The 26,261-nt window shown below is 69.2% G+C and carries 22 protein-coding genes; 10 read left to right on the top strand and 12 right to left on the bottom strand.

The genetic code is table 11. The features are described from left to right. Positions 1-183: 183 nt before the first annotated feature. Positions 184-903: a S1 family peptidase gene (locus tag ACZ6DT_RS33070; RefSeq protein WP_276370208.1), complete on the bottom strand. Its 720-nt coding sequence runs from the start codon at positions 901-903 to the stop codon at positions 184-186. Positions 904-1,181: 278 nt separating this feature from the next. On the opposite strand from ACZ6DT_RS33070, the gene ACZ6DT_RS33075 reads away from it, so the two are divergent. Together ACZ6DT_RS33075 and ACZ6DT_RS33080 are read left to right on the top strand one after the other, a co-directional pair. Then, positions 1,182-1,877, top strand: a complete 696-nt coding sequence (locus ACZ6DT_RS33075) for a nitroreductase family protein (protein ID WP_465602676.1) — start codon at positions 1,182-1,184, stop codon at positions 1,875-1,877. A 173-nt stretch (positions 1,878-2,050) separates the two neighbouring features. Next, the gene (locus ACZ6DT_RS33080) at positions 2,051-3,439 is read left to right on the top strand and encodes a Gfo/Idh/MocA family protein (protein WP_465602678.1); all 1,389 of its coding nucleotides are present in this window, start codon (positions 2,051-2,053) and stop codon (positions 3,437-3,439) included. On the opposite strand, the gene ACZ6DT_RS33085 is transcribed toward ACZ6DT_RS33080, so the two are convergent. Then, complete coding sequence (locus tag ACZ6DT_RS33085) at positions 3,436-4,236, bottom strand: adenylate/guanylate cyclase domain-containing protein (protein ID WP_465602680.1); 801 nt, start codon at positions 4,234-4,236, stop codon at positions 3,436-3,438. The two genes, ACZ6DT_RS33080 and ACZ6DT_RS33085, sit on opposite strands and share 4 nt — an antisense overlap. 228 nt (positions 4,237-4,464) lie before the next feature. Here ACZ6DT_RS33085 and ACZ6DT_RS33090 point away from each other — a divergent pair, with 228 nt between their 5' ends. Then, entirely contained in the window at positions 4,465-5,061 is a 597-nt protein-coding gene (locus ACZ6DT_RS33090) for a DUF6801 domain-containing protein (protein WP_465602681.1), read from the top strand. 82 nt (positions 5,062-5,143) lie between these two features. Further along, positions 5,144-5,959 carry an MBL fold metallo-hydrolase gene (locus ACZ6DT_RS33095; RefSeq protein WP_465602682.1) on the top strand — a complete coding sequence of 272 codons (816 nt, stop codon included), beginning with the start codon at positions 5,144-5,146 and terminating at the stop codon, positions 5,957-5,959. Here ACZ6DT_RS33095 and ACZ6DT_RS33100 read toward each other — a convergent pair. From ACZ6DT_RS33100 to ACZ6DT_RS33125, 6 genes are all read right to left on the bottom strand, one after another. Next, complete coding sequence (locus tag ACZ6DT_RS33100; protein WP_465602684.1) at positions 5,952-7,265, bottom strand: MFS transporter; 1,314 nt, start codon at positions 7,263-7,265, stop codon at positions 5,952-5,954. The two genes, ACZ6DT_RS33095 and ACZ6DT_RS33100, sit on opposite strands and share 8 nt — an antisense overlap. Before the next feature lie 21 nt (positions 7,266-7,286). Then, positions 7,287-8,132, bottom strand: coding sequence for a DUF3592 domain-containing protein (locus ACZ6DT_RS33105; RefSeq protein ID WP_465602685.1), 846 nt, complete (start codon positions 8,130-8,132; stop codon positions 7,287-7,289). Positions 8,133-8,318: 186 nt separating this feature from the next. Continuing rightward, positions 8,319-8,846, bottom strand: a complete 528-nt coding sequence (locus ACZ6DT_RS33110; protein ID WP_465602687.1) for a hypothetical protein — start codon at positions 8,844-8,846, stop codon at positions 8,319-8,321. Between the two features lie 58 nt (positions 8,847-8,904). Beyond that, on the bottom strand, positions 8,905-11,946 hold the full coding sequence (locus ACZ6DT_RS33115; RefSeq protein WP_465602689.1) for a hypothetical protein: 3,042 nt from the start codon (positions 11,944-11,946) through the stop codon (positions 8,905-8,907). Next, a complete protein-coding gene (locus ACZ6DT_RS33120) occupies positions 11,933-12,988 on the bottom strand; it encodes a hypothetical protein (protein WP_465602691.1) in 1,056 nt (351 codons plus the stop codon). The genes ACZ6DT_RS33115 and ACZ6DT_RS33120 overlap by 14 nt, the downstream gene beginning before the upstream one ends. After that, positions 12,985-14,298, bottom strand: a complete 1,314-nt coding sequence (locus tag ACZ6DT_RS33125) for a hypothetical protein (RefSeq protein ID WP_465602693.1) — start codon at positions 14,296-14,298, stop codon at positions 12,985-12,987. Before ACZ6DT_RS33125 ends, ACZ6DT_RS33120 begins: the two co-directional genes overlap by 4 nt. Positions 14,299-14,464: 166 nt before the next feature. Between ACZ6DT_RS33125 and ACZ6DT_RS33130 the strand changes: the two genes are divergently transcribed. Further along, entirely contained in the window at positions 14,465-17,449 is a 2,985-nt protein-coding gene (locus ACZ6DT_RS33130; RefSeq protein ID WP_465602695.1) for a 3-keto-alpha-glucoside-1,2-lyase-like domain-containing protein, read from the top strand. Between the two features lie 147 nt (positions 17,450-17,596). On the opposite strand, the gene ACZ6DT_RS33135 is transcribed toward ACZ6DT_RS33130, so the two are convergent. Beyond that, a complete protein-coding gene (locus tag ACZ6DT_RS33135; RefSeq protein ID WP_465602697.1) occupies positions 17,597-18,343 on the bottom strand; it encodes an EI24 domain-containing protein in 747 nt (248 codons plus the stop codon). A 240-nt stretch (positions 18,344-18,583) separates the two neighbouring features. On the opposite strand from ACZ6DT_RS33135, the gene ACZ6DT_RS33140 reads away from it, so the two are divergent. Next, on the top strand, positions 18,584-19,765 hold the full coding sequence (locus ACZ6DT_RS33140; protein ID WP_465602699.1) for an MFS transporter: 1,182 nt from the start codon (positions 18,584-18,586) through the stop codon (positions 19,763-19,765). Continuing rightward, positions 19,762-20,205: a Dabb family protein gene (locus ACZ6DT_RS33145; RefSeq protein ID WP_465602701.1), complete on the top strand. Its 444-nt coding sequence runs from the start codon at positions 19,762-19,764 to the stop codon at positions 20,203-20,205. The genes ACZ6DT_RS33140 and ACZ6DT_RS33145 overlap by 4 nt, the downstream gene beginning before the upstream one ends. On the opposite strand, the gene ACZ6DT_RS33150 is transcribed toward ACZ6DT_RS33145, so the two are convergent. Then, positions 20,185-21,183 (bottom strand): hypothetical protein, encoded by a 999-nt coding sequence (locus tag ACZ6DT_RS33150; protein WP_465602703.1) that lies wholly within the window; start codon positions 21,181-21,183, stop codon positions 20,185-20,187. The two genes, ACZ6DT_RS33145 and ACZ6DT_RS33150, sit on opposite strands and share 21 nt — an antisense overlap. 25 nt (positions 21,184-21,208) lie before the next feature. After that, positions 21,209-22,057, bottom strand: a complete 849-nt coding sequence (locus tag ACZ6DT_RS33155; protein WP_465602705.1) for a hypothetical protein — start codon at positions 22,055-22,057, stop codon at positions 21,209-21,211. Positions 22,058-22,175: 118 nt separating this feature from the next. On the opposite strand from ACZ6DT_RS33155, the gene ACZ6DT_RS33160 reads away from it, so the two are divergent. The 3 genes from ACZ6DT_RS33160 (at position 22,176) to ACZ6DT_RS33170 (ending at position 25,369) form a co-directional block, all read left to right on the top strand. Next, positions 22,176-22,748 (top strand): TetR/AcrR family transcriptional regulator, encoded by a 573-nt coding sequence (locus ACZ6DT_RS33160; RefSeq protein ID WP_465602707.1) that lies wholly within the window; start codon positions 22,176-22,178, stop codon positions 22,746-22,748. A gap of 8 nt (positions 22,749-22,756) precedes the next feature. After that, positions 22,757-23,917: an SGNH/GDSL hydrolase family protein gene (locus ACZ6DT_RS33165; RefSeq protein WP_465602709.1), complete on the top strand. Its 1,161-nt coding sequence runs from the start codon at positions 22,757-22,759 to the stop codon at positions 23,915-23,917. A 357-nt stretch (positions 23,918-24,274) separates the two neighbouring features. Next, entirely contained in the window at positions 24,275-25,369 is a 1,095-nt protein-coding gene (locus tag ACZ6DT_RS33170; protein WP_465602711.1) for a S1 family peptidase, read from the top strand. Positions 25,370-25,393: 24 nt separating this feature from the next. Here ACZ6DT_RS33170 and ACZ6DT_RS33175 read toward each other — a convergent pair whose 3' ends face one another. Continuing rightward, positions 25,394-25,849 (bottom strand): LysR substrate-binding domain-containing protein, encoded by a 456-nt coding sequence (locus ACZ6DT_RS33175; protein WP_465602713.1) that lies wholly within the window; start codon positions 25,847-25,849, stop codon positions 25,394-25,396. Positions 25,850-26,261: the final 412 nt, after the last annotated feature.

The raw sequence follows: 26,261 nt of genomic DNA on the forward strand, positions 1-26,261 counted from the left end.
GGCGGACGAGTCTCGCGAGTTCGATACCGTCGCGGCGCATGGCTATCGTCCGCTGAGTGCAACGCCACCGCCCCCCCGAACCGGGGCTTGTCGGCAGGCGCGCGTCCGTGGATCGCGACCGGCGTCGTGGCGTGAAGGGCCCTCCCCGGCAAGCGCCGAGGAGGGCCCCGCTACAACCGGACGTCAGACGCCGGCGATCTGCTGGATCCAGGGCCGGTACCGCGTGATGTTCGTGTAGGCGGTGGTCGTCTGGCGGTCACTCGTCGACGCGACGCCGACCTGACGGCCGGAGGCGAACATCGGGCCGCCCGAGTCCCCGCCGGCGGTGATGCCGTCGCCGCGGCGAGCGCACACCGCGATGCCGCCGTTGTAGTCACGGCAGGAGACCGAGGTGACCGAGACGTTGGCGACCTTCAGGTAGCGGGACTGGCAGTTGATCTCCGAGCCGCACTGGCTGGTCGCGCCCCAGCCGTAGACCTGGACGGTCTGCCCGACGGAGACGTTGGCGGTGGTGCCCAGCGGCGAGTACGTGGCGTTCACCGGGGCGGTGAGGCGCACGATCGCGAGGTCCGCGCTCGGGTGCCGGGTGACGGTCGAGCCGGTGGCCATCGTGCCGCCGCTCTGCTGGTCGAGGCTGCCGATCCGGAAGGTGAACGTGCCGCTGCCGGCCACGCAGTGCTTCGCGGTCAGGATGTACTGCGGCGCGATGATCGTCGAGGTACAGGTTTGCCTGCCGTTGGCGAAGAGCCTGGCCGCCCAGGGGCCGCTCGACGCGTTCTGCCCGCCGATGATCATCGGCTGGACATCGGAGGACGGTTCCGCGGCGGATGCCACGGGGGCGGTGACGCCGAGCAGCGCCGCGAAGGCGGTGCCGGCGATCAGGGCGAAGGAGCGCAGTCGCATGGTTCCGACTCATTTCTGCGACCCGGGTTCGGCCGCGATGGGGACGGGTGTGCTGATTCTGGGGCGCGGCAAGAGAAACCTGACACCGACGAAAGTCGTGCAGTGGATACCTATCTCTACGCCGCGACCACCGCTAAGTGCCCCTCTAGGTACCGGAACGACCCGCTGGTTACGACGACCGGCGTCCGTCCACTTGAGACAGATGGCGGCATAACCCCAGGGACATAACGTCGCTCCGGGGCTTCCCGAAAACCGGGTCCGCCACCACAATCGGGACCATGACCGCAGCACAGTGGACCCCGACCTACGGCGACCCCTTCGAGCCGGTGCCCTACCGTCCGGCGCGCATGTCCGCGGAAGAATCGCTGGCCACCGCCGCCGAACTGCGCCGCCGCATGGACACCCGCCGCACCGTGCGGATGTTCTCGACCGATCCGGTACCCGAGCAGGTGGTGGTGGACGCCATCGCGGTGGCCTCCACCGCGCCCAGTGGCGCGCACCAGCAACCGTGGACCTTCGTGCTCATCAAGGACGCCGCGACCAAACAGCGGATCCGCGAGGCGGCCGAGGAGGAGGAACGCGTCTCCTACGAGGGCAGGCTCGGCGAGGAGTGGCTGTCCGCCTTGCGCCCGCTGGGGACCGACGCCGTCAAGACCCACCTCACCGACGCCCCGTACCTCATCGTGGTCTTCCAGCAGCGCTATTTCCTCGACGAGGACGGCACCAAGCACAAGCACTACTACGTCGACGAGTCGGTGGGCATCGCGGTCGGCATGCTGATCACCGCCTTGCACCTGGCCGGGCTGGCCGCGTTGACACATACGCCGTCACCGATGCGGTTCCTCGGTGAACTGCTCGAGCGACCGCAGAACGAGAAGGCGTTCGCCGTCATCCCGGTCGGCTATCCGGCGGACGACTGCGTGGTGCCGGACCTGGTCCGCAAGTCGATCGAGCAGGTGCTGATCCGCCGTTGAGCGCAAAGCGTGACCCGGGTGTGTGCGCACCCGGGTTGCGCGAAGCGCCCGCAAACAAGCAGCCAAACTGCACATTAGTGCAATTTTCTGCTCAGTTTGACGCATCTCTTGACATATCCGGCGGCGATTGGACAAGGTCTGGGCACCGAAGGCGACACGAAGGAGTGTTCTTCATGGCCGACCTGCCCTCTGTCTCCCGGCGGACCCTGTTCGGCGGCGCGCTCGCCGCCGGGGCGCTCGCCGCGATCCCGACGAACGCGACCGCAGCCGAAGAGGCGGAAAGCGCGCCCCGCCGTCCTGGTCAGCGCAGCATGATCGGGGTGCCGTTCGAGCGGCACCGGACCGTCCGGATCGGGATGATCGGTCTCGGCAATCGCGGGATGTCCATGATCGGCGGGTGGAGCGCCGTACCGGGCGCCGCGGTCACCGCGGTCTGCGACATCCGCGCCGAGCGCGCGAAGGCCGCCGCGGACAAGCTCGCCGCCGACGGGCGCCCGCGCCCGGCCGAGTACGGCGGATCCGCCGACGCCTACAAGAAAATGCTCGCCCGCGACGACATCGACCTCGTCTACATCGCCACCCCGTGGGAGTTCCACTACCCGCAGGGCAAGGCCGCGCTGCTGTCCGGCAAGCACGTCGGCGTCGAACTGCCCATCGCCACCGAGCTCGACCAGCTGTGGGACCTCGTCAACACCAGCGAACAGACTCGCAAACACCTGTTCCTGGCCGAGAACTGCAGTTATGGCCGCAACGAGCTGGCCATCCTCAAGATGGCGCACGAGGGTGTCTTCGGCGAGGTCACCAACGGGCACGGCGGCTATCTGCACGATCTGCGCGCGCTGCTGTTCTCCGACACGTATTACACCGACGCGTGGCGCCGGAAGTGGCACACCCGCAGCACCGCGAGTTTCTATGCGATGCACGGCCTCGCGCCGATCGCCGCCTGTATGGACGTCAACCGCGGCGACCGGTTCGCCACGTTGCGCGCCACGGCGACCGAGCCGAAGGGGCTCGCCGACTACCGGAAACGCCACATGCCGCCGGGCCACCCGTCGTGGAAAGAGACCTACGTCAACGGCGACCTGGTGACCTGCCTGATCGAGACCGAGCAGGGGCGGATCATCCGCGCCGAGCACGACGTGAGCTCGCCGCGACCCTACAGCCGCATCAACAGTCTCGCCGGCAGCCGTGGCATCGTGGAGGACTACCCCGCCCGCATCTACGTCGAGCCCGACCACAACGGGCACGCGTGGAAGGACTTCGGGCCGTACCGCGAACGCCACGATCACTGGCTGTGGAAGAAGCTCAAGGACGACCCGAACCTCGGCGGGCACGGCGGGATGGACTACGTGCTGCAGTGGCGGATCGTGCAACAGATGCGCGCGGGCTTGGTGCCGGACATCGACGTTTACGACTCGGCGGTCTGGTGCTCCCCCGTGCCCTTGAGCGTGGTCTCTCTCGCTCGGGGCGGGAAACCGGTCGCGGTGCCGGACTTCACGCGCGGCGGCTGGTCGAAGCCCCGGGCGGGGCTGGACTCGCAGCCTTCTGACATGCCCGGCTAGGGCTTCGAGTAGCGAGGCACGACGCGGTAGACACGGAGATCCTTCGGGGTCCCCTTGGCGCGGAAACTCCGGCGCGGGCGCACGATCACCGCGCCGGGGTCCAGCTCGTCGACGACACTTCCGCTGGCCAGCACCTCGTCGCCGTCGGCGGCGGCCATGATCCGGGCGGCGATGTTCACGTCGACACCGAGGTAGTCGTCACCGACCCGCCGCGGGTTGCCGCGGTGAAGCCCCGCGCGCAGATGGGGCAGGTAGCCCTCGGCCTTGATCACGCTCACGGCGGAGCACGTCTCGTACGCGGCTTCCACCGCCTCGCCCGGATCGGCGAACACGGCCATCACGCCGTCGCCGAGCCCCTTCACGATGCTGCCGCGATGCCCGGTGACGACCGATTCGGTCACCTCGGCGACCGAACGCAGCAGCTCCAGCACGCGCTCGTCGCCTGCCCGCAACGCCCAGGTCGAGAAGCCGACCAGGTCGGTGAACAGCACCGTGATCCCGTCCGCGGACACCGGCGGCGCGTCGGACCGGCGGACGGCCTGCCAGGCCTGGACGGCGGCCAGTCCCAGCTCACGGGTGGCGCTGGGCCGGTCCGCACCCGCCTCGGCGAGCAGGCGGGCGAGCCGGTCGGACGAACGGCCCGTCGACGGCGCCAGCGGGTCGCCGGGCGTGCCGTCCCCCGGGACCAGCCCGCGGAGGAACCGCGCCCCGCGCACCAGTTCGCCGCGCTGGTCCGTCGCACGCAGGAACCTGCGGGTCCGGCGATGCCACGGCTCGGGTCGTTCGGTCACGATCATGACCTTAGCCCGCGCGCTGTAGGTCCGGAGCACCTGTCACCGGGATGACAAGAACGCGGCGCGTATTTCCCCTTTCCGCCTTCGCGTGACAATTAGTGAACTCGCCATTCTGCCTACACGTGACAAGATCGACGCGTAAAGAAAACGCGAGCGATCTTTTCCTTTCCCCGTTGGTGACTTTCCACCTAAATTCGGTTTCGAGCCCATTCAACGACGAAAGGACCTGACATGACGGAAACCCTCGTACGGAAGGGTGTTCGGCGGTTCTGCGCGGCCGGGATCGCGGCCGCGGTCGCCGGCACGGTGATGCTCGCCGCAGCGGGAACCGCTGCCGCCGTCGAGAAGAATCTCACGTACAAGGGCGGCTTCCCCATCATCGGCGACCAGCGGGTGGCGGTGGTCGTGAAGGCGGAAATCCCGGCGGCGGCGAAGGCCGGGGAGCCGGTTTCGGTGCCGTTCACCCTCGACGTCGACGCCGGTCAGGCCGCGGGCGACGGGCTCCGGCTCGTCGGTGCCAAGAAGCTCTCCGGCACGATCAGCTCGAAGGTGAACATCGCCCTTGGCGAGCAGAAGATCGCGATCCCCATCGAGCTGCCGATCCCGGACACCGAGGTGCCCGCCGAAGGACCGCTCAAGTTCACCGCGGAGGGCAAGGTCGACTTCACCGTCCCGGCGGGCACCCCCGCCGGTGAGGCGACCAGCAGCGTGGACGCCGCGGCGACCTCGCACATCGTCACCGACAGCTCGCTCGGCGAGTTCGACGTCAACCTCACCCTCGACCCGCCCGACCAGGACACCGTCCTCGGCAAGACGACCGTCAGCTGAATCCTCGTCTTCCCCCGGCTCGCCGAGCCGGGGGAAGACGCGTCTTGACCTCCAGCGCACTGGAGGTCGCAAGCTGTCGATCATGTGGATTTGCGACAGGTGCGGTATCGAACATCCCGCCACTCCCGAGCCTCCCCGGTGCGTTCTCGACCGCGGCGAGGTCGGCATCGAAGAAGCCGGCGATCTCGGCGCGCACACCGGACGCTGGTGGACGCACGAGGAACTGATCTCCGCGCCGCACAAGACCTTGCACCGCGATCACGGCCGCGGTCTGCACAGCGTCAAACGGGAGCCGAACTTCGCGATCGGGCACTGGTCGTTCATCGCGGTGACCCCGGCGGGCACCTTGCTCTGGGATCCGACGTCCTGGTTGGACACCGAGGTGCTCGACGTCGTACGCGGTCTCGGCGAAGTCGCCGTGATCGCCACCAGCCACCCGCACATGTTCGGCGCCCAGCTCGGCTGGAGCCGCGCGCTGGGCGGGGTTCCGGTACTGGTCAACGAACGCAATCGCGAATGGCTGCCCGCGCCCGATCCGGCGTTCGAGTTCTGGGACGAGCACGTGGAACCCTTGCCTGGCCTCGAACTCGTCCGGCTCGGCGGGCATATGCGTGGCAGCGCCGTGGCCAGGACGCCGGACGGCAGCATCCTGGCCGGAGACACGATCTCGGGCGGGCTCGCGCCGGACTGGGTGTCGTTCCAGCGCAACTTCCCCAAGCACATCCCACTGTCGGCGGCCGTGGTCCGGCGGGTCGTCGACCGGCTCGACGACTTCGCCTACGACCGCCTCTACACCCTCGGCGGTGACACCATCGATCGTGACGCCAAGGCCGTGGTGCGCCGAAGCGCCGAAACCCATATCCGGTGGGTGAACGGCGACTTCGATCACCTCACTTGATCGCGTTCTTTTCCTTGTTGCGGAAGGTCAACGCGATGGCCCCCGCCATCGCCATGAAGAACGCGACGGCCCACATCCCGGCGCGGAAGCTCCCGGTCACCCCCTGCAACCAGCCGGTGAGGTAGGGACCGACGAAGCCCGACAGGTTACCGAAGGAGTTGATCAGGCCGATCCCGGCGGCGGCGCCGACTCCGGTCAGGAAGGCGTTGGGCAGCTGCCAGAACACCGGGATCGCGGTGAACACGCCGACCGCGCAGACGGTCACCGCGATCATCACCCACAGCGGCGAGCCGAGATACAGCGCGCCGGCGATCGCGACCGCGCCGACGAACGCGGCGATGGCGACGTGCCCGGCGCGTTCGCCGGTGCGGTCCGAATGGCGTGCCCACAGCACCATGGCCACGGCGGCCACCGCGTAGGGGATCGCCGTGATGAGTCCGATCTCCACGATGCTGTAGTCGGTCTGGAACTGTTGCTGGAAGCCCTTGATCACCTGCGGGAGGAAGAACGCGAGGACGTAGAGGCCGAAGATGATCCCGAAGTAGACGGCGCTCAGCGCGAGCACGCGCGGATCGGTCAGCGCCGATCGGGTGCTCACCTCCTTGCCGACCTCACGGGAGTCTTCCGCGTCGATGGCCGACTGCAACGCCGTGCGCTCCCCCGGCGTCAGCCACTTCGCGTCCTTCGGTTTGCTCGGCAGCAGGAAGAACACCGCCACCCCGAGCAGGATCGACGGCACCCCTTCGGCGAAGAACATGAAGCGCCAGCCTGCGTCGAAGCCCAGGACGCCGTCACCGTGTTTGATGAGCAGGGAGGAAACCGGGCTGCCGATGACCGACGAGAGCGGCACCGCGAGGAAGAACAGCGCGACGATCTTGGCTCGCTGCTTACGCGGGAACCAATAGGTCAGGTACAGAATGATGCCGGGGAAGAACCCGGCCTCGGCGATACCGAGGAGCACCCGGACGATGTAGAAGCTGACCTCGCCCTGGATGAACGCGGTGGCCGAGGCGACGATGCCCCAGGTGACCATGATCCGCGCGATCCAGATCCGGGCGCCGACCTTGTGCAGGATGACGTTGCTGGGCACCTCGAAGAAGAAGTACCCGACGAAGAACAGGCCCGCGCCGAGCCCGTAGGCGGCCGAGCTGATGCCGAGATCGGCGTTCATGGTGAGCGCCGCGAACCCGACGTTGACCCGGTCGAGATAGTTGAGCAGATAGAGCAGCCCGAGTAACGGGACCAGCCGGATCATCGCCTTGCGCACCGCTGGCGCGGTGGACACCTCTGCCGTCTGTTCGTCCATCCGCGCGAGTGTAGAGGGCGATCAGAACAGCGGAGGCAGGAACGCACCGAAGTTTCCGCCCGCGGCCCGATCGGCCGGATCCGGATCCACCTGGACCGAGTCGGGGTTCCGCGGGTCGTAGGTGACCTTCACCGTCGAACCTCGGGCAGGGGCCTGCATGGGCGGGGTGATCATCGTCGTGACAACGGTCCGCTCGCCGCCGTCCGTGGGGAACCGGACCTGCACGCTGAACCGCGGATTCCCCATCACCCAGACGTTCGTGAACTCGACGCCGAGCACGTGGCCGAGCACCTGACGGCCGGTCCGGGCCAGCGCCTGCGCGCGGTCGTCCGCCTCGGCCCTGGTGACGAAAGCCCGCCCCAGCACCATGATCGTGACCAGCGCGGTCACCCCGGCCACCGCCGGTACGAGATACGGCTCGTAGTAGACGATCCAGTCGACGTCGGTCCAGGGTTCGGAAGGCAGCCGCTGCCCCACCGACTCGGGCGGTGTCCAGGAGGGGATCGCGACGCCGCTTCCCAGCGCGATGCCGAGGGACGCGGCCAGGCTGCTCGCCCGGAAGCCGACTCCCATCCCGCGTAAGGACATCCCTCCGCCCCACAGCATCGCGAACCCGAGCGACGAAGCCACCGTGATCGAGACGCTGAAGAGCAGGATGAGGGAGACCGCCGGGCCCGCGTCGGCCCCCCACGCGTCGACGCGGTTCAGCGACATCAGCCGGAAGCCGTCCAGCAGCCCGAGTGCGCCCGACCAGCCCACGGCCGCCCACGCGAGTGTCGTCGGCACGCCGAGCAACCACAGGCGCAGGCCCGGTCGGCGGGCCTGCCGGGGGTCTTCCGGCAGGCCGAATTCGAAGGACCCGAACATCGCTGCCGCCTGTCTGTTGGTGGGTGAACCCGCGACCGCGATCGACGTCGGCAGGGCGCGGGTTGGCTGAACACGTCGTGTCGAGCGAACAAGGCGCCCTGCCACCGCGATAGCGGGGCCTTCGGCGGGGCGGGTTCACGCGTATGGTCACTTCTCCGGAACTGTCGCAGCTCCGCCTACCAGCACCTACGCGAGCGGGCCGAAGACGGCGACCTTCGCCGGGTCGGCGGGATCGACGCGGGCCTCGTGGCGGGTGCCGGGCGCGTACTGCTGGATCGTCGCCAGCGGCGCGATCAGCTGTGCCACCGTCCGGTAGGTGGTGCCGTCGGCGCGGGTGACCTCGAGTGTCGCGGTGTACTGCGCCTGTCCGGCGATCTTCCGGCCGGTCGGCTCCGGCGCGCGGATCACCAGGGTGGCGGGCTCGCAGGTGTCGTAGAGCCGCCGCAGTTCGGTGCCGTAGGCCTGAAGTTCCTGCTGCTGACGCAGTTGCTCGTCCATCGGCAGCGCCAGGAACGCCGCCATGTCCGGGTCGGCGTCGAGGTTCCGGAACGCCTGCGCGGCCAGTTGTGGCGTGGGCAGTCGCGGGGTGATGTCGTGGCCCTGCGCGGCGGCGGCCCGCCGGAACTGTTCCGCGTGGCGGTGGAAGTCCTGCTCGCCACGCGCCATGCCCTGCTGCGTCGCGTCGTTGATCTTGTCGCGGATCTTCCTGAACATCGGGTGCCGCCTTTCGCCGTGTCGTTCTTGCTGGACACAGCTTCGGCGGCCCGGCCCGCTACCGAACCCAGGTTTTCCCGTCGTCGGTCGCGTCGAGGCAGGTCAGCGGCGCCCAGAAGACCGGCGAGCCCGCCGGTTCCGGTTTCTCACGCCAGCGGGCGAGCCGTGACCGCTGCCAGGCGCACAGCTCGGTGACCGGATCCTCCCCGGCGAGCGCGGCGTCGACGGCGATGACCAGTTCGGACATCGGGTCCGAACCGGGCACGGCGGCCGAGGTCGGCAGGGCCCAGACCGTGGCGGCGACCAGTCCCGCGCCTGCCGCGACGGTGGCGAGCAGCACGCCGAACGGTTCGGCCAGGCCGAAATCGCTCGCGCTGGCACAGCCGATCAGCGCCACCCGCGCGGGAATGGTGTCCATTTCGGACAGTGCGAGGTCCGCGGCGGTGAACGGCCGGTGTGTTCCGATCGGGGCGGCCGTGCCGGGGAGATCGGCCGAACACGACAGATGGAGCGCGGTCTGCGCGCCGTATTCGTCGCGGACCCGGCTGACGTGTCCCACGAACACCAGCCGCGAACAGGGCCGCGAGAGGAGTTCGGCGAGCAGGCGGCGGTCGGTGTCGGTGCGGCGGACCAGATCGAGCCCGCGTCCGGCGGCGGGCAGGACGGGGCCTTCCGCGAGCCGCGCGTCCAGATGGCGGATCAGCGGCGACGTCGCGTCCTGCTTGCCGAGCACGGAACCCAGCTCACCGAAGGCACTCTGGCCGGGGATACGCGGGTCGAGCAGGTAGACGGGCGGACCGTCGGCGGCGGGCGGACGACGGGGGATCGCGGCCGGGGCGAGCAGCGAGACGTCGGCGACGTCGAGAACGCGCTCGTCACTGTCGAAACAGCTGCCGATCTCGTCGATCTCGAGCACGTGATCGGCCCGCCTGTCGGGCAAGGCCAGCAGTCCCCACGGGACACCGGCGAGGCTCGGGGACGGCTGGATACGCAGGAGCGGCCGGTTTCCGCCGTGGGCGGCACGCCGGAGCCGTTCGACCAGGTCGGCGGGAAGGAGATTGAGGGCGAGAACACGGGCAAGACGTTGTTCCCCGGCGAAGCTGCCGAACGCGTCCTTACTCAGCGACCGCCGGACGGCGTCGGCCACGCTCTCGCCTTCATGCGGGGTGGGGGACGCGGTGTCCAGACACTGGCGAGCGGTCGCGACCAAGGCGAAGTCGATCGGATGCGTGTGGACAATGTCGAGATCTTCCGTGGTCCGCCAGGTGAGGAAGGTGTGCCCGGCGTCGGCGAAGCGCAGGAGGAACGTCTCGCGACCGGGCTTCGCGGCGGGCCAGGTCTCCACGGTTTCGGTGACCGGCCGAGGCAGCCGATACCGCTCGGCGGCGAGGCGGAGCCACGGGTCCAGCTCCATCGGCGACGAAGGCGACCAGCGCAGCGCGGGTGGCGGGGCGAGCCGCAGCGGAAGCGAAGACGTGACAGAACCCAGTGCCGCCAACGGAAGCCCCTCGGCGACCGGACCCACTTCGAGGGTGGGCGGCGCGCCGGTGAGGTCCAGCGAACGCCCCTCCACACCCGTGTACGCCCCGACAGCGCACATGCGCTCGATCAGTTCCGCCGCCAGCCTCGGCTCCTGGAGCTTGGCCAGCAGTGCCATCAACAGTTCCGTCGCCGGACCGGCGACGTCGCGGGCCCAGGCCGTACGTGCCTGTGGCGCGGTGAACTCGAACCGGTAGTCGGCCGCCGCGAGGACCAGCGGGAGCAGCAGATTCAGCACCGAGCGCAGATCCTCGCCGTGGGCGAAGCCGATCGTGGCCGCCACGAAATCCGTGTGCAATCGGTCCGACCAGTCCCCCGACGTCCGCGCCGACTCCCGGGCGCGGGTCACGTGCTCTCCCGCCGTCGCCCAGTCGCCTTCGGCCGTGGCGCAGCGGGCCAGCGCCACGTCGAGACGCCGCAGGCCCGGAACGTCGGCGTTGGCCGTCCAGATCTTTCCCGCGTGCTCGAACTGGTCCCTGGCCTGCGCGACATCACCGGTGTACAGCAGCAGGGTGCCCAGCGCGTGGCTCGCCTCCGCGACATCACCGTTCAGGCCCGCGTCCGCGAGCTCGTCGCGGGCGGCGACGATCGCGGCGACCGCTCCGGGGAAGTCACCGCCGAAGGCCCGGTCGGCCGCCAGCTCGACGCTCGCCCTGGCGGCCAAGGGACGGCCTTCGTGCTGGGCGCTCAGCCGCAGCAGATCCGCGCGCGCGTCGGCGTCTTCGCCGCCCGCCTGGCGGACGCGGGCCCGCTCGGCGCGCGCCATCGCCCGCAGTGCCGCCACTTGGTCGCGGACCTCGTCGATCTCCGCGATGACGTCCAACGCCGTCAGGATCTCCTCGATCGTTGCCCGCGCGCCCGCCATGTCCCCGGCGGCGATCTGGACGCGCACGTCGAAGATCCGCAGTTCCAGCTCGTCCGCGCCGTGCACGTCGAGCAACTCGGGCGGGTACTGTTCCGGCCCCTCTTCCTTGCGCAGCGCCGCCCGGCGGCGTTGCCCGGCGATCAGCTCCCGTGCCTTGACGACGTCGCCTTCCTCCGTGCTCAAGGAGATGAGCACGCGCTCGGCGACCTCCCGGGAGCCTTCGATCATCCGGATTTCGGCGTACTGTCCGAAGTGGACGATGGCGGCCGTACTCACCTTGAAGGCCTGAAGCACGGCCTCGGCGCATTGTCTCGCGTTGCGCAGGTCGCCCGCGGAATAGCAGACGGTGGCCAGGTCGCTGACGGCGGCGAGGTCGAGATCGGTCCGGTCCAGCCGTTGCGCGATCTCCCGCATTTTGCCGTACGTCCGATGCGCGCCGGCGACGTCCCGGGCGGCGGCGAGCCGTTTGGCCTTGTCCTGGAGCTTGGCCGCGTCGATGAGCAGCCGCCGGTACTGGCGTTCGGACAGCGAGCACGCCGGAAGTTCGCCGTACGGTGCCGGATCCAGGCCGAAATGCCGCGCGACACAACGACAGTTGTAGCCGTGCGAAGTGGCAGGACCGAGTTCGGGAGGGAGCGGCCGGTCCGGCGAATTCCGGGGCGGTGGCATGCCGACGAGCACGTCAGAACTCCTCATCGGCGGAAGCGGCCGCCGCCCGTTCGGCGAGCGTCCTCGCCTCCGGCGGGCGGGCCCGCACCAGCGCGACCACTTCCGCCCGGTCCTCCGCCGTGGTCCCGGCGACCCCCTCGTCAGCCACGCCGACGACGACGGTCATCTGTCCACTTTGGACGCGAGCGGCGAGCCGGGCCGCGGTCTCGTCCAGCTCGGCTGCGCCGGTGAACCGCCCGGCGCCCAATGACAACGGCACTTCCGCGAAGGGCTCACCCTCGTGAGTGGCGAACGCGGTGATCGCCGCGTCGGCGAACGCGCCCGCGACAGCGACTTCGAGCCGGGTGGCGGCCGCGGCGGCGACGATCCGCCAGGTCACCGTGTCTTCCGCGGCGTCCAGGATGCCGGGCGGCACTCGCGCCCAGTCGACGCTCGCTCGTCCGCTCGCGAGTACGCCTTCGCCGGGCGCGACCGGATCGGTGCCCGCGGCCAGCGCGTACGTGCGTTGGCTTGGTGCCGCCCTTTCGAGGCGTGCCGACACTTCCGCCGCTGCTTCGGCGCGCACGACGTCGTCCTGGTCGTCGAACCAAACCGCGAGACGAGCGCACAATCCCCGGACTTCGTCGGCGACCGGCGCCGCGGCGGCCAGAAGGGCGTCGTCCGCGAGTGCCGTGTCGAACAGCTCGGCCGGGGAGGCTTCGAAAGCGTCGAGGAGACCTTCGGCCAGGTCCTCCACGTCCGCCGTCGCGACCGCTGTTTCGAGGTCCAGCAACGCCGGGTCCAGCGAAGGGATTCCGAGCGACGGGCCGGCGGGCCACCAGCGGCGCAGCCAGAGCAGCGAGGCGAGTCTGCCCAGTTCCGGCCGGGCGGCGAGATCGGCCTGGCCTTGGCTGAGCGCGACGAGACCGGCTTCCGGGCCCGCGAGCCGGGTGAGCCACGGTTCGGCGGCTCCGGCGTCGGTGAGTTCGAGGTGCATCGTGGTCGTCCGGCCGAGGAGGAGATCGGCGAGGGCGAAGCGGATGAGACCGCCGTCGGCGGCGAGTACGGGCATGTGCACCGGATGCGTCACGACACGGCCTCCAGATCCGGCAGGCGGGCCATGAGCGAGCGGCGCACCTTCGTCCGCAGATCCAGCGACGTCGAACGGACCACACCGGTGACGAGATCGCGTACGTCCGACGCGTCGGCGGGCAGGTCACCGCGGACGTCGAAGCCGTGCAGCCGGACCCACAGCCTGCTGAGGAACTGCTTGGCGAACTCGCGAAGGTCGCGCAGGAGTTCGGCGTCGGGCCGCGGGGTGAGCGGCGTGGCTCCGGCGAGGGCGCGGCGGGCGTGCAGGACGTAACCCTCCCGCGCGACCTGCGCGTTGAGCTGCCGCGCGAATTCGGGAACACCCGCCGGCGCCGAACCGTCGAGCGGCCGCAACGCGGGCGCGAGCACGACACCGAGCGCGAAGCAGGCGGCCAACGCGGGCTGGCCGAGCCCGAATCCGGCGGCGACCCTGGCGAGTTCGTCGTCGACGAGGTCGGCGACGGGAGCCCGCTCGTCCGGGCGAAGACGGCGCAAGGTCGCGCGCATCCGCCGTTCGACACTGCGTTCGAGGAGTTCGGCACCGGTTTCGTCGCGCCGGTTCAAAGGTGGGACGGCGGTGCGTTCCCCGCGCTGGAGCCCGAGATCCGGAGCAGGGAGCCCCGAGATCTCTCGGACGGCTTCGCTCAGGGCCCGCGCCCCACCCGGCCATCGCAGCCCGAGCCCGAGGGCGTGACCGACGGCCGAGTCGGCGAGGGCATGCCAGGCGGTGTCGGAAAGCTCGTCGACGAACGCGCGGAGCGCGGAAACATCCTGCGATACGGCGGATTCGGCGTGCCAGCGGCGATGCAGCTCGGCGGTCAGACCCGCCGAATGCCGCGGATCCGCGAGATACGCGGTGAGCTGATCGACGCCCGCCGCGCCGCTCTCGCCGTGCAGATCCCGCAACGCCGCCGCGGCCGTCGCCGCCGCGTCCGGACCGGGCGTGCCGAATCCCGTCGCCAACTCATACGCCAGCGGGAAGCAGACGTCCTGGACGTTGCCCGCCGTGATGCGCAGGGCGCGGCGCTGGCGTTTGAGGTGGACGAACCACGCGGCCGTGGTGCGCAACCTGTCCGCGTCGGCCAGCAGCAGTTCCGCCACCTCCACCGCCGCGACCGGGTCCAGCACGGGACGTCCCAGCCGGGGACGCGCCGCCGTGCGGATCACCAGCGGGTCGATGATCTTCTTGATCGTCCGGGTCAGCGGTCCGCCGTCGGCCGACGACAGGACGTCGACACCGTCGATGCTTTGCCAGGCTTGAGTAAGGACGGCCGAACGCAGCCGGGGCTCGCCCGATCCCGTCGTCAATCGCCCTCCCCACGTCCGGCCGCAACTCTATCCGAGTGTCGCGCGGTGGAGGCCGTTCGGCCTAACTTTCGTCCGTTCTGTACATACTTTCGTTGACTCTCGACGAAAGTCCTCTTAAGTTCAGCGGCGTCACAGAGGTGCCCCGCCGCCGACCTGAGGAGCAACGATGCTTCCGTCTGTCCGCAAGCGCTTCAACCGGTCCATCGTCGCTTCCTTGGCGCTGGTCACGGCATTGTCCGGGCTGGTGACAGCCCCGGCCGAAGCGGCGATCCCACCCCAGCAACCGGGAGTCACGCTCCGCACGTACGACCTCCAGCGCGAGATCACCAAGCTCTGCACGATCAAATCCGGCCAGACACCGAACGTCGACAAGCTGATGCCGACGATCGACTGGACCACCGCGGCCGACTTCGGGCTCGGCGAGCAGTTCGTCTCCGAGGTCGTCGGCAACATCAACATCACTTCCGCCGGCCAGTACGAGTTCCGGCTCACCAGCGACGACGGCTCGCGGCTCCGGATCGACGGTCAGCCGGTGATCAACCACGACGGACTGCACGGGGCGACCCCGGCGACCGGCTCGGTCCAGTTGGGCACGGGGTACCACGCGCTGCGGATCGACCATTTCGACAACCTCCACGATCAGCAGGTCACCCTCGAATGGCGGCCGCCGGGCGCGGCCGGCTTCGCGCTAGTGCCGAATTCGGTGCTCAGCACCGACGCCGACGTCGTCCGGGTGACCGCGCCGGGACGCAAGGAATGCGAGGGTGCCGCGGACTCGCCGGGTGACGGCCTGCCGCTCAACGGCGTCCACCCCGGCTTCACGCTGACGAACCTGCGTCCCGATGGTTTCCAGCCGCAGGTCACCGGCATGGACTGGCTGCCGGACGGACGGCTCGCCATCGCCACCTGGGGTGGTTCCGACAAGGTCCTCGGCGAGGTCCACCTGCTGAGCAACGTCAGCGGGAACACCGACCCGAGCAAGGTCCGGACCCAGCGCGTCGCCAGCGGGCTGAAGGAACCCATGGGCGTCAAGTACGTCGACGGCAAGCTGTACGTGTCGGAGAAGACGCGGCTCGTCGAACTGAACGACACCGACGGCGACGGCGTGACCGACGACTACCGCACCGTCGCCACCTGGCCGTTCGGCGGCAACTTCCACGAGTTCGCCTTCGGTCTGCTGTACAAGGACGGCTTCTTCTACGCCAACCTTTCCGTGTCCATCAACTACGGCGGCGCCACGACCGACCCACAGCCCGCGCCGAACCGCGGCACCACGATCAAGGTCGACAAAGTCACCGGTCAAGTTTCCTACATCGCCGGTGGACTGCGTACGCCGCATGGCATCGGCTGGGGGCCGGAAAGCGACGTGTTCGTCACCGACAACCAGGGCGGCTGGCTGCCGGCGAACAAGCTCGTGCGGGTCAAGCAGGACCGCTTCTTCAACCACTACACCAATCCCGCGGGCCCGTTCGACTCGAAACCGGTGACCGCGCCGGTATTGTGGTTGCCGCATAACGAGATCGCGAACTCGCCGAGCAATATGGTCATGTTGTCGCAGGGCCCGTTCGCCGGGCAGATGGTGTACGGCGACGTGACCTACGGCGGGCTCCAGCGTGCCTTTCTGGAGAAGGTCAACGGTGAGTACCAGGGCGCTGTTTTCCGCCTGACGCAAGGACTCGAGTCGGGCGTCAGCCGGATCAGCCTCGGTCCCGACGGTGCGATCTACACCGGCGGCATCGACGGCGGCGGAAACTGGGGCCAGCCCGGCAAGCTCGCCTACGGCTTGCAGAAGGTGACTCCCAACGGCACGAACGCCTTCGACATCCGCGCGATGCGGGCCGTCGCGGGCGGATTCGAACTCGAGTACACCCAGCCGCTGTCGGCCGGGACCGCGCAGGACCTCGCGGCGAAGTACCAGGCCCAGCAATGGCGCTACCAGCCCACCCCGGCGTACGGCGGACCCAAGATCGACGAGCGGACCCTGCCCGTCACCTCCGCGAGCCTTTCGGCCGACCGCAAGAAGGTCACGCTGCAGATGGCGGGGCTGAAGGCCGGGCACGTGGTCCACGTGCGGTCGCCGCGTCCGTTCGCGGCGGAGTCCGGTGCGGCACTGTGGAGCACGGAGGCGTGGTACACGCTGAACTCCCTGGTCGGTGGCCCGGCGGCGAGCACGACTTACGAGGCGGAGCGGGCCGCGCTCAGCGGTGGCGCCGGGACGAACACGAACCACGGTGGCTACACGGGCACCGGTTTCGTCGACGGCTACTGGAACCAGGGCGCCGCGACGACGTTCACCGTCAACGCGCCGAAGACCGGTGCCTACAACGCGGCGCTGCGTTACTCGAACGGCCCGGATCCGTCTCCCGGCGCCAAATCCGTGACCGTCCACGTCAACGGCACCAAGGTGAAACAGGTCAGGCTCGCCAGTACCGGCAACTGGGACACGTGGAACACGCAGCCCGAAACGTTGAACCTCAAAGCCGGGTCGAACACGATCTCCTATCGCTACGACACGGGCGACGCGGGCAACGTCAACCTCGACAGCCTCACCCTCACCGAGTCCCAGCGCATCCAGTTGTTCAAGGGCACCGATCTGAACGCCTGGGAGAAACGCGCGGGTGGCGCCGCGACCTGGCCGGTCTCGGGCGGCGCGATGGAGTCGAACGGCGGGGACATCCGCACGAAACAGCAGTTCGGTGATTTCCGGCTGCACGTGGAGTGGAACGAACCCAACTATCCGCCCGAGGTCACCGGACAGGCCAGGGGCAACAGCGGGGTCTACCTCCAGGAACGCTACGAACTGCAGGTACTGGAATCGTTCGGGGACACCACGCTCGCCAACAACGAAGCGGGCGCGATCTACTCGAAGCGGGCGCCCGACCGGAACATGGCGACGGCTCCCGGCACCTGGCAGACCTACGACGTCACCTTCCGGGCCGCGCGGTTCGACGGTGCCGGGAACAAGACCGACAACGCCCGCGTGACCGTGGTCTGGAACGGTGTCGTGGTCCACAACGACGTGGCGATCGACGGCGGCACGGGCGACAACAACCCGGAGAACGCCGGACCGGGCGCGATCCGGCTCCAGGATCACGGGGATCCCGGCGAGAACCCGCGATTCCGCAACATCTGGATCGAACCCGTCGCCTGAGCTGGCTCCTTTCCGGGTGCCTGCGGTCCGTGAAGGCCTCCTTGAGGGACTCTGGGTCCCTCAAGGAGGCCTTCACGGACAACTGGGCCGATGCGCGACAAACCTGCTGGCCACTCCAGTCATGGGAGGGAGCGCCACCGGAGAAGCTCAGGCTGTCTCCGCCGCCAGGACTTCACGGGCGACGAGTACGCCGCCGACGAATCCCATCGGCATCACGATCAGCGCGGCGAACGGGATCAGGCACAGCAGTGACACGGGGAGCCCCAGTCCGAGCGCGAGCGCGCGGTGGCGGCGCAACAGCACCCGCCGCTGCTTCAAATCCATCCCGCGCCGGTAGAACGGCGCGGCGATCAGTTCCAGCGCCAGGAACCACCCCGTGACCAAGGTCAGCAGGACCGGCACGACGGTTTGCCCCACCACGGGGATGAAACCCGCGATCAGGAGCGGGATCGTGAACATCAGCGATCGCAGCACCAGGGACAGGCCGTCTTTCAGGCCCATCACCAGCAACCGCCACCACGAGAGGTCCACCGCGCCCGGCACCCCGCCGAGGTCGTCCTCGACCTTCTCCGCGATGTGCTCGTAGAACGGCCCGCCGACGGCGAGGGTGATCGCCGTGAACCCGATCATGGCGACGGCCAGCACCGCCCCGAACACCGCGACCCCGACCGCCACCCGGATCGTCGTCTGCCAGCCCGGCGACCAGTCGTCGGCGAACGGAGTCATCAGCAGCGAGAGATCGTCGATCCAGAACGCCAGCGCGACGACTCCGCCGATCAACAGCAGCGTGGTCAGCAGCGCGGGCAAAGCCCCGATCAGGAGCAGCTTCGGCGACCGCGCCAGGATGCCGAGACCTTGCCCGAACATCCGCGAACCCTTGAAGAAATCCCGCATCGGACCTTTCTACCGTGTCCGGGATGTCCGGTCGCGGCCGCGGTCCTCCAGACCCGGCCTGGCGTGGATCAGGTTCTCCCGTCCCTGTTCGCGACGGACAGGTCCGCTTGTCCAGTGAGGATCTCGCCGGCGATGGCGGGCAGGATCTCGGCGGTCATGCCCGCACGCTACCGAGTGGCGGGCGGATATAGGCGATTTTCACCGACGCGAACCCCTGCCTCCCGCTGCGAGGTTGGTGGCGTGACGAACCGAGCGGACACCCTGACGCCGACGCGCCTGGCCCGCGGCACCGTGCTGGCCGCGGCGGCGCTGACCATCATGGCCGCGGCGGTCATCGCGCCCAGTCTGCCCGCGATGCGCGAGGTCTTCGCCGGAACGCCCGGCTCCGATCTGCTCGTGCGGCTGGCGCTGACCGTGACCTCGCTCGCGATCGCGATCAGCGCGCCCCTGTCCGGGGTCGTCGCCGACCGCGTCGGACGCCGTCCGCTGCTGTTGGCGGGCCTCGGGCTCTACGCGATCTCCGGCACGGCCGGATTCTTCGTGAGCGACCTCCCCCTGCTGCTGGCCACCCGGGCGGGGCTCGGACTCGCCGTCGGCGGGATCATGACCGCGGTCAGCACCCTGATCACCGACTGGTACTCCGGTGAGCGGCGTGCCTCGTTCCTCGGGCTGCAGCAGGCGTTCGCGAGTCTGGGCGGCGTCGTCTTCCTGCCGCTGGCGGGATTGCTGGCCACAGTGGACTGGAAGGCACCGTTCTGGATCTATTCGGCCTCGGCGATCGTGGCCGTCTTCGCGATCGTCTCTCTGCGCGAACCGGCCCGAAGCAGCCCTGCGGTCAGTGAGAACGAGCGAACACGACCTCCCGCTCGCATCATCGGCGTCTACGTCCTGGCGCTGGCGGCGACGCTGGTCTTCTACATGGCCCCGACGCAGTTGCCGTTCCTGCTGGAAGGATTCGGCAGCGGCCCCGCCGTCATCGGTGCCGTGGTCGCCGGGAGCACGTTGACCGGCGTCGCCGGTGCGCTGGCGTTCCCCCGCCTGCGCGAGCGGCTGAGCCCCACGGCGATCACCACGTTCAGCGTCGCGCTCATGGGCGCGGGCTGGCTGGTGATCGGTACGGCGGGCACCGTCACCCCAGTCGTGGCGGGACTGCTCGTCGGCGGGCTCGGCGTCGGCCTCGTCGTTCCGAATCTCAACCTGCGCCTGGCCGAGTTCGCCCATCCCGCGCAACGCGGCCGGGTCCTCAGCGGCCTGGTGGCGGGGATCTTCCTGGGGCAATTCCTGTCCCCGCTCGTCGTCCAGCCGCTCGTCCAGGGCATCGGCATCTCCGGCGCCTTCAGCTGGACAGGTGTCGCCATGGGAACCGGGGCGGCACTCGCCGCTCTTCTTTCGCACCTCAACAACGGAAAGGGAAAACGATGATCTACCACGGCAACCGTTTCACTCTGCGGCCCGACGCCGCCCCCGAGCAGATCGAAGAAGCGCTGGAGAGCCTCCGCAATCAGGGCCGGGTCATCCCGTCGGTGAAGTCCTTCGTCGTGGGCCGCGATTTCGGCGGCGAGTACGAATGGGGCGCCGTCTTCGTGCTCGAAGACCTCGAAGGCTACTGGGAGTACCTCATCCACCCGGCGCATCGGAACACCGACCGGGTCGGGCTGCCGCTGGTCGACAAGTTCGCGTCCTTCGACATCACCGACGACCCGGACCCGGAAATGGGCGCCAAGATCGCCGAACTGCACCAGCGCCGCTACGACGACGACCCCGAGCTGACCAGGTTGATCACCGATCTCGGCGAATACTCCGGCAGTGCCGCGCCCGGAAAGCACGGGCCGTCCGCGGCTTCAGCCACCGTCGGCGAGTGAGCCGCTGCCGCCGGGGCCGGTCACGATCACCCTGCTGCTCACGGCGGCCCCGAACGGGACGATCGTGACCTGCCACGTCTGCGGCGAGCCGACCTCGATCGTCGCCGTCGCCCGCCGGACCAGGGCCGGGACGCGGTCGGCCGCCAGCTCGCGGAGGTCGAACCCCGGCACCTGGGCGTCCGTCGGCGTGAAGACCACGGTCAGCCGCCGGTCCTCGACGACCGCGGTGAGCACCCTGGAGACATCCGCGGCCTGCGCCAGCGCGTCGATCGTCCGGCGCAATTCCCCTTCGCCCAGCAGGGATCTGTCGACGTTCACGATCGCGTGTCCCGACGAGGAGGTGGTCACGGTGGATTCGGTTTCTTCCGTTCGCGCGGGTGCTTCCGGCGTGAACAGTTCCGCGCGGAACAGGAACAGCACGAGCGCGGCGCCGAGCAGCAACCCGAGGATCGTGAGCGCGCCGTGAGCGCAGCCCTCCGGCGGCTCCTGTACCAGGGAGGACTCCGGAGCGGATTCGATCACGGCCGCGGCCACGCGACGCTCCCACTCCGGCGACAGCCGCTCCACGATCCGCGCCTTCCACGGCCGGTCCGGCGGGTACTGGACGACGAGGACGCCGCCCGGCCGGTAGTTCGGGAGGTCGACCAGGTTGATGCCGTGGTCGACCTTCAAGCGGTACGACGCCTCGCCGTCGGGGGCGACGGTCAGGACGAAATCGACCGGGATGTCGCCCGTCTCGGTGCCCCCGGCCCGGAGGCTTTCGATCTTGGCGAGCGCGAGGACCGGGACGGTCGCCGCCTCGCGGGCGCGGCGCGGCGCGCCGGCGACGTAGAGCAGGATCCCATAGACGACGGGGAGTCCGACGCCGGTGATGATCAGCGGAACGTACTCGATGATGATGCCCACGACGAACGCGCACAGGGTCGTCCCGATGACGATCCCGGCCAGAAATCCGCGGACAAGGGCGAGTGGCGTCAAGGTGACTCCAGATTTCGGGCGGCGTTCAGGCCGCGGGCAGCCAGTCGCTGAGGGCAGGGTGGCGCCGGAGAGCTACGAAGATCTTCTTGTCGTCGGCGGGTGAAGCCGGGTCGAACAGCACTTCGGCACCCGCGACGGTGGTTTCCTTGGTGCGGCGGGTCACCCAGCGCCGGACGCCCGCGAGGTCGGCGAACGCCACCGTCACGTCCGCGCCCACGACACGGGTGCCCGACTCGTCCCCGCCAAGGCGCAGCTTGACGTCGACGATTTCGGCGGGCACCCGTCGCCCGTACCGCAGCAGCCGATCCCTGGTGCGCGCCAGCTCGGCGTGCCGGCGCGAGACACCGACGGTGTACCACAAGGCCGACAACGTCAGGACGAACAGGAACGCAGGCGCCCACCGGTCGGCGTAGTACATCAGCCACGCCCAGAACCCCCACTTTTCGTCCTCGTGGAAGACGGGGTCGACCGCGGTGCCGACGGCGAGCGGCGGAAGCCATCCTCGCGACGAATCCCGGAGGCCGAGCGTGCCGGCCGCGAGGGCCGGCACGGCCGGGAACGCCGGTCCCGACGGCCGTCCCTGGTACCGCCGCACGGCCTCCCCCGCGAGACTGCCCGCGGCGAAACACCCGAGGAGGCCGAAAGTTCCCCAGATCGCACGGTACGGCGGCTCGCCGTCGCCGCGGTCGTCGAAGACGCTGTCGATCACCATGGTCCGGAACTGCTCCAGCATTTCGCCGAATCCTTGTCCTGCCAAAAAACCGCAGACCAAGGTGACCGCGGCGGCCAGGATCGCGCCCCAGAGCAGGCGGCGGTCGCCTCGCAGGCGCTCGATGCGCTCGTACCGGGCACGGGCCGGGTCCACTGTGTTCATCACGCTCACCTCCGTTCGACTGCGCCAAGCCTCCGTCGAACCGGGCGCTACCGAACCCAGGTTTTACTTCCTAATCTAATTAGGCAAGTCCCAAATGGACTATGGTAGAGTGGTCGGCATGGCACGAGCGGGACTGACCACGGAACGCGTGATCCGGGCGGGCGCGGAGATGGCCGACGAGATCGGCTTCGAGCAGGTGACGCCGACAGAGCTCGCGAAGCGGTGCGGCGTCAAGACGGCGAGCCTGTATTCGCATGTCAAGAACGCCCACGAGCTGAAGACCGAGATCGCCCTGCTGGCCTTGGCGGAACTCGCCGATCTCGCCGCCACCGCGACGGCGGGCCTGGCGGGCAGGGACGCGTTGATCGCACTGGCGAACGTCCACCGCGACTACGCCCTCGAACATCCCGGCAGGTTCACCGCCGCGAGGTTCCGGCTCGCCCCGGAGAAGGCCGCCACCAGCGCCGGCGTCCGGCACGCCGAACTGATGCGGGCGATCCTGCGCGGCTACGACCTCGCCGAACCGCACCGGACACACGCGGTCCGCCTGCTGGGCAGCGTCTTCAGCGGCTACGTCGGCCTGGAGGCCGCCGGAGGCTTCAGCCACAGCACCCCCGGCTCACAGGAGAGCTGGACCGAAATCCTCGACGCGCTCGACGTCCTGCTGCGCGCTTGGCCCCGAAAGAAATGACCGGAGAAATGCGCACGACCGCGATCACCGCCGCCCTCGTCCGCGGCGCACTGGACCTCGAGCACACCGAACGCGGCATACTCCTCCACCGGCTGCCCGCGCACGCCAGGCAGCAGATCCCCGACGATCAGCTGGCCATGGCGGAATCGCAGCCGTCCGGCGTGCGGCTGGTCTTCCGGACCACGGCCACGATCGTCGAACTGGACGTCATCGCCACCAAACGGTTCCTCGTCGGCCTACCACCCCGACCCGACGGCGTCTACGAACTGCTCGTCGACGGCCGTCTCGCGGGACAGGCGAGGGTGACAGAGGGCGACACGATCAGCGTCGACATGGCCACCGGCGTGAGAACGCACCGGTCCGGGCCTGTGCAAACCCTGCGCTTCGCCGGCCTGACCGCCGACGAGAAGAACGTCGAAATCTGGCTGCCGCACAACGAAACGACCCGGCTGGTCGCCCTGCGCACCGACGCGACCGTCCACAGTATACGGTCGGACGGCCGCAAGACCTGGCTGCATCACGGCAGTTCCATCAGTCAAGGCTCCAACGCGGCGACCCCGACCGGGATCTGGCCCGCCACGGCCGCGGCACTCGCCGGAGTGGAGCTGGTCAATTTGGGCTTCGGGGGCAGTGCGCTACTCGACCCTTTCACCGCCCGCGCCATGCGGGACACCGCCGCGGATCTGATCAGTGTCAAGATCGGCATCAACGTCGTCAACGCCGACCTGATGCGGCTGCGCGCTTTCGGCCCGGCGGTGCACGGTTTCCTCGACACCATCCGGGAAGGGCATCCCACCACGCCGTTACTGGTCGTCTCGCCGATCCATTGCCCCATCCACGAGCACACCCCCGGGCCCGGCCAGTTCGACCCGGACGGCCTGCGGGAAGGCAAAGTGCGGTTCAGGGCCACCGGTGACCCCGCGGAAACCGCCGCGGGGAAACTGACGCTCACCGTGATCCGCGGCGAACTCGTCCGCATCGTCGAGGAGCGGAGCACGGCCGATCCGAACCTGCGCTACGTCGACGGCCTGGAACTGTACGGCGAAGCCGACCACGCCGAGCTGCCGCTGCCCGATCGTCTGCATCCGGACGCGGCCACGCACCGGCTCATCGGGGAGCGCTTCGCGAAACACCTTGTGAGCGACAAGGACCACATCGGCGGGCGGTGAAGGCCTCCTTCCCTACCTTCGGGGTAGGCAAGAAGGTCTTCACGGACCGGCGAGCGTGCCCTCGCGACACACGCCGGTATCAGCGAGCCGCCCCCACGACACCCTTGTCTCACCTCCTCACCACTTAACGAGGACACCACGGTTTACTGTGCGCGTATACGTCGGTAGCCCCTTTCGCGGTACCTATCTTTCTTCCTGTCCAACGAAAGTCGGTACCCGCCCGCCGGTGACGCGATCACCATGATCGGCACCGGATCACCGGTGCCGGGTCACCTTGGCCGTGCCCGGCTACCCCCACTGTGTCCAGTGCGGCCACCCCTCGCACTGGATCTTCCCTCGCGAAAGTGAGTAACCGGTATGCGCACAAACCCCTTAGCTCGTACCGCCACCACACTGGTGGCCGCGGCCGCGGTCATCGGCTTTCTCGCCCCCTCCACGGCGACCGCCACCACCATCGCGGGCTACTCCCCCACGGTGCAGCACGAAGCCGTGACGTCCCTCGCCTCGGAAGCCGGGATCGGCAAGGCCGCCGCCGTCGAGTTCCTCCGGACGCAGACGGCCAGTGTGGAAACGCTGCAGCAGGTCACCGCTTCGCTCGGCGCCCGTGCCGCCGACGGCTACCTCGACGACGCCGCCAAGCCGGTGGTGAACGTGCTCGACCAGGCCGCCGCGGACCAGGTGACCGCGACCGGGGCGCGGGCCCGCGTGGTCAAGCACTCCAGCGCGGCGCTGGCGAGCGCGCAGAACGCCTTGCAGGCGTTGCCCGCCGTCACGCACACGTCGATCGGCCTCGACCCGAAGACCAACCAGGTCGTGCTGACCATCTCCGACGCGGCGAAGGGCGCCGAAGCCCTCGTGAAGGCCGCCGAAGCACTCGGCGACCGGGTCCGGGTGGAGTGGACCACCGGCGAAATGCACACCGCGATCTACAACGGCGAGGCCATCACCGGTGGCGGCACCCGCTGCTCGGTCGGGTTCAACACCAACCGCGGTGGCCAGAACTACATCCTCGACGCCGGTCACTGCACCCGCGCGGTGTCGCAGTGGAACGTCGGACCGTCGCAGGGCGCCAGCTTCCCGACCAACGACTACGGCCTGATCCGCAACACCACCGGCAGCGCACCCGGCGCCGTCACCCTGTGGAACGGTTCCACCCAGCGGATCGCCTCCGCCGGTACCGCCACCGTCGGACAGCGGATCAGCAAGAGCGGCAGCACCACCCGCCTCACTTCGGGTTCGGTGCAGCGGCTGAACGTCACGGTGAACTACGCCGAAGGCGCGGTGCACCAGTTGATCCAGACCAACGCGCTGGCCAACCCCGGTGACTCGGGCGGCTGCCTCTTCTCCGGCAGCGTCGGCCTGGGCATCACCTCCGGCAAGGGCAGTGGCACCTCGTACTACCAGCCCATCGGCGAAGCGATGAGCGCCTACAGCGTCACGCTCAACCCGTAAGCACGCCCCGAGGCCGGGCCCCGGTCACCGTGACCGGGGCCCGGCCTGTGCGTGGAAATATTCGACGGTGTGGTCCCGAAAGCGCTGGGCGGCAACGGAAAGATAGGTCTCCTCGCGCCACGCGACGCTGAGCACGCGGCGGCAGCCGGGATCGTCGACGTCGAGCCAGACCACCGTCGGACTGGTGACCGCACGGAGCCCCAAGGAGGGCACCAACGCGATGCCGAGTCCCGCGTCGACGAGCTGGAAGAGCACCGCGGCTTCGTCTCCCTCGCAAGCGACGTGCAGTTCGAGACCGGCCTTCGCGAAAAGACGGTCGACGAGCGCACGCTGCCAGTAACCGGGACGGGTGGTCAGGAACGGCTCTCCCTCGAGGTCCGCGAGCCCGACGCGACCGCGTCCGGCGAGCCGGTGACCGGAGGAGCTGTGAAGGTACAGGTGGTCGTGAGTGGCGATTAGGGCTAGAACCCGAAACGCCACTCACGACCAACCCGACCGACGCGGTACGAGGGTTGACTGCTCAGCGCGTGCCCGGTTGACGATGTAGGTATCGGGACGTTGAGTGTCCCGATACCTACATCGTCGAGGGGAGCGGTCTCGGTGCTCGGTCCACGGAGGATCGGGGACACTCAACGTCCTCGATCCTCCCTTGATCAAGCACCTACCACCATCGAGCAGGAGGAGGGTCGATGCCCGAACCCTCGCCGCCCACACGCCACCCAGCACGACGGCAGAGACGCCCTGGGTCACCGTGGTGGGGGGGGGGGGGGGGGGGGGGGGGGGGGGGGGGGGGGGGGGGGGGAGGCGGGGGGGGGGGGGGGGGAAAACAAACCAGAAACAAACAAACAAACAAAAAAAACAAAAAAAGAAAAAAAAAAAAAGAAACACAGAA

The sequence above is a fragment of the Amycolatopsis sp. NPDC041971 genome, from assembly GCF_055588925.1.